Origin of the sequence: Pseudomonas sp. PI1 (assembly GCF_000812405.1) — a bacterium.
GTDB lineage: Bacteria > Pseudomonadota > Gammaproteobacteria > Pseudomonadales > Pseudomonadaceae > Pseudomonas > Pseudomonas citronellolis.
Map to the genome: position 1 here is coordinate 1 of NZ_JWMC01000088.1, position 2,674 is coordinate 2,674.

General features: G+C 59.5%; 4 protein-coding genes and 2 pseudogenes. All 6 read left to right on the forward strand.

The genetic code is table 11. The features are described from left to right. Positions 1 to 363 (forward strand): annotated as a pseudogene (gene tuf / locus RN02_RS26590) (elongation factor Tu); the annotation flags it as partial. 159 nt (positions 364 to 522) lie between these two features. Next, on the forward strand, positions 523 to 834 hold the full coding sequence (gene rpsJ / locus RN02_RS26595; protein ID WP_003243886.1) for a 30S ribosomal protein S10: 312 nt from the start codon (positions 523 to 525) through the stop codon (positions 832 to 834). Positions 835 to 916: 82 nt separating this feature from the next. Further along, on the forward strand, positions 917 to 1,552 hold the full coding sequence (gene rplC, locus RN02_RS26600; RefSeq protein ID WP_009617147.1) for a 50S ribosomal protein L3: 636 nt from the start codon (positions 917 to 919) through the stop codon (positions 1,550 to 1,552). A gap of 14 nt (positions 1,553 to 1,566) precedes the next feature. Next, positions 1,567 to 2,169 carry a 50S ribosomal protein L4 gene (rplD, locus tag RN02_RS26605; RefSeq protein ID WP_009617148.1) on the forward strand — a complete coding sequence of 201 codons (603 nt, stop codon included), beginning with the start codon at positions 1,567 to 1,569 and terminating at the stop codon, positions 2,167 to 2,169. Continuing rightward, entirely contained in the window at positions 2,166 to 2,465 is a 300-nt protein-coding gene (rplW, locus tag RN02_RS26610; protein WP_009617150.1) for a 50S ribosomal protein L23, read from the forward strand. Before rplD ends, rplW begins: the two co-directional genes overlap by 4 nt. Positions 2,466 to 2,476: 11 nt before the next feature. Then, a pseudogene (locus RN02_RS32825) lies at positions 2,477 to 2,674 on the forward strand (50S ribosomal protein L2); the annotation flags it as partial.

Genomic DNA, 2,674 nt, shown 5'->3' on the forward strand with positions numbered 1-2,674 from the left:
GTCGGCGTCCTGCTGCGCGGCACCAAGCGTGAAGACGTAGAGCGTGGCCAGGTTCTGGCCAAGCCGGGCACCATCAAGCCGCACACCAAGTTCGAGTGTGAAGTGTACGTGCTGTCCAAGGAAGAAGGTGGTCGTCACACCCCGTTCTTCAAGGGCTACCGTCCGCAGTTCTACTTCCGTACCACCGACGTGACCGGCAACTGCGAGCTGCCGGAAGGCGTCGAGATGGTAATGCCGGGTGACAACGTCAAGATGACCGTCACCCTGATCGCCCCGATCGCCATGGAAGACGGCCTGCGCTTCGCTATCCGCGAAGGCGGCCGTACCGTTGGCGCCGGCGTGGTTGCCAAGATCATCGAGTAATCGACCGATCTAGCGCATGAGGAAAAGGGGCCCTTCGGGGCCCCTTTTTCGTTGGATTGGTTAAATATTGACACCCTCCAGGGGCATCCGTACAATTGCGCCTCCTTTTAACGGGCGGAGTCCGCCCGTTGGGAATGGCAACTTGGAGTCTGAGGTCAAATGCAAAATCAACAAATCCGTATTCGGTTGAAGGCTTTTGACCATCGCCTGATCGACCAGTCTACCCAGGAAATCGTGGAAACCGCGAAACGTACTGGGGCTCAGGTGCGTGGTCCGATTCCTCTGCCGACCCGCAAGGAACGTTACACCGTGCTGATTTCCCCGCACGTCAACAAGGACGCTCGTGACCAGTACGAAATTCGTACCCACAAGCGTGTGCTCGACATCGTTCAGCCGACCGACAAGACCGTCGACGCGCTGATGAAGCTCGACCTTGCTGCTGGCGTCGAAGTACAGATCAGCCTCGGCTAATGCCTTCGGCATTGGTCGTGTAACGCTCTGAAATGGGCGGCCATAGCGGGTGAAAGCCCCGTACACTAAAGAGGTTCTTAAGATGACAATTGGTGTTGTCGGTCGTAAGTGCGGCATGACCCGCATTTTCACCGAAGATGGTGTCTCCATTCCGGTCACGGTCATTGAGGTCGAGCCGAATCGCGTCACCCAGTTCAAGAACGAAGAGACCGATGGCTATCGCGCTGTGCAGGTAACTGCCGGCGAGCGTCGTGCTTCTCGCGTGACCAAGGCTCAGGCCGGTCACTTTGCCAAGGCGAATGTCGCCGCCGGTCGCGGCGTGTGGGAATTCCGTCTGGGCGAAGAGGAGTTCAAGGCAGGCGATTCCATCTCCGTCGATCTGTTCCAGGCAGGCCAGCTGGTAGACGTTACCGGCGAGTCCAAGGGTAAAGGCTACGCCGGTACCATCAAGCGCTGGAACTTCCGTGGTCAGGACAATACCCACGGTAACTCCGTTTCCCACCGCGTCCCGGGTTCGATCGGCCAGTGCCAGACTCCTGGTCGAGTGTTCAAGGGCAAGAAAATGTCCGGTCACATGGGTGCTGAGCGTGTAACCGTTCAATCCCTTGAGGTCGTGCGTGTCGATGCCGAGCGTAATCTGCTGCTGGTCAAGGGTGCCGTTCCTGGCGCTACCGGCGGTGACGTGCTCGTGCGTCCGGCAGCCAAGGCTCGCGGTTAAGAGGGGAAGCTGAGATGCAACTTAATGTGAACGGCGCTCAGGCTATCGAAGTCTCCGAGCGTACCTTTGGCAGCGAATTCAACGAGACTCTGGTTCACCAGGCTGTCGTCGCCTACATGGCTGGCGGCCGTCAGGGCACCCGTGCTCAGAAGACTCGTTCCGAAGTCTCCGGTGGCGGCAAGAAGCCGTGGCGTCAGAAGGGCACCGGTCGTGCTCGCGCTGGCACCATTCGCAGCCCCATCTGGCGTGGGGGCGGCACCACTTTCGCCGCCAAACCGCAGGATCACTCCCAGAAGCTCAACAAGAAGATGTACCGCGCAGCCCTGCGCTCCATCCTCTCCGAGCTGGTCCGTCTGGACCGCCTGGTTGTCGTTGCCGACTTCGCCGTCGATGCACCGAAAACCAAAGGTCTGGTCAGCAAGCTGGACGGCCTGGGCCTGAAAGACGTGCTGATCGTCACCGATGGCGTTGATGAAAACCTGTACCTGGCTGCGCGCAACCTGGCGCACGTCGATGTACGCGACGTCCAGGGTTCCGACCCGGTCAGCCTGATCGCCTACGACAAGGTGCTCGTCACCGTGTCCGCCGTGAAGAAGTTCGAGGAGCTGCTGGCATGAACCAGGAACGCGTATTCAAAGTGCTGCTGGGCCCGCATGTCTCCGAGAAAGCCACGGGGCTGGCGGACGGCAAGAGCCAATTCGTTTTCAAGGTTGCCACTGATGCAACCAAGCTGGAAATCAAGAAGGCCGTCGAAAGCCTGTTCGGCGTGAAAGTACGTCGCGTCACCACCCTGAACGTTCAGGGCAAGACCAAGCGTACCGTTCGCGGCCTGGGCAAGCGTAACGACTGGAAGAAGGCGTACATCGCCCTTCAGCCCGGCCAAGATCTCGATTTCGCAGCTGGCGCTGAGTAAAGGGGTGCATCATGGCAATCGTTAAATGCAAACCGACTTCCGCTGGTCGTCGCTTCGTCGTCAAGGTCGTGAACCAGAACCTGCACAAGGGTGCTCCGTTCGCTGGCCTGGTCGAGAAGAAGTCCAAGTCGGGCGGCCGTAACAACAACGGTCGTATCACCACCCGCCACATCGGCGGTGGGCACAAGCAGCACTACCGTCTGGGCGAC

Excerpts from the sequence above, each read along its gene's own strand:
- rpsJ (WP_003243886.1), top strand. The coding sequence starts at position 523 with ATGCAAAATCAACAAATCCGTATTCGGTTGAAGGCTTTTGACCATCGC.
- rplC (WP_009617147.1), top strand. The coding sequence starts at position 917 with ATGACAATTGGTGTTGTCGGTCGTAAGTGCGGCATGACCCGCATTTTC.
- rplD (WP_009617148.1), top strand. The coding sequence starts at position 1,567 with ATGCAACTTAATGTGAACGGCGCTCAGGCTATCGAAGTCTCCGAGCGT.
- rplW (WP_009617150.1), top strand. The coding sequence starts at position 2,166 with ATGAACCAGGAACGCGTATTCAAAGTGCTGCTGGGCCCGCATGTCTCC.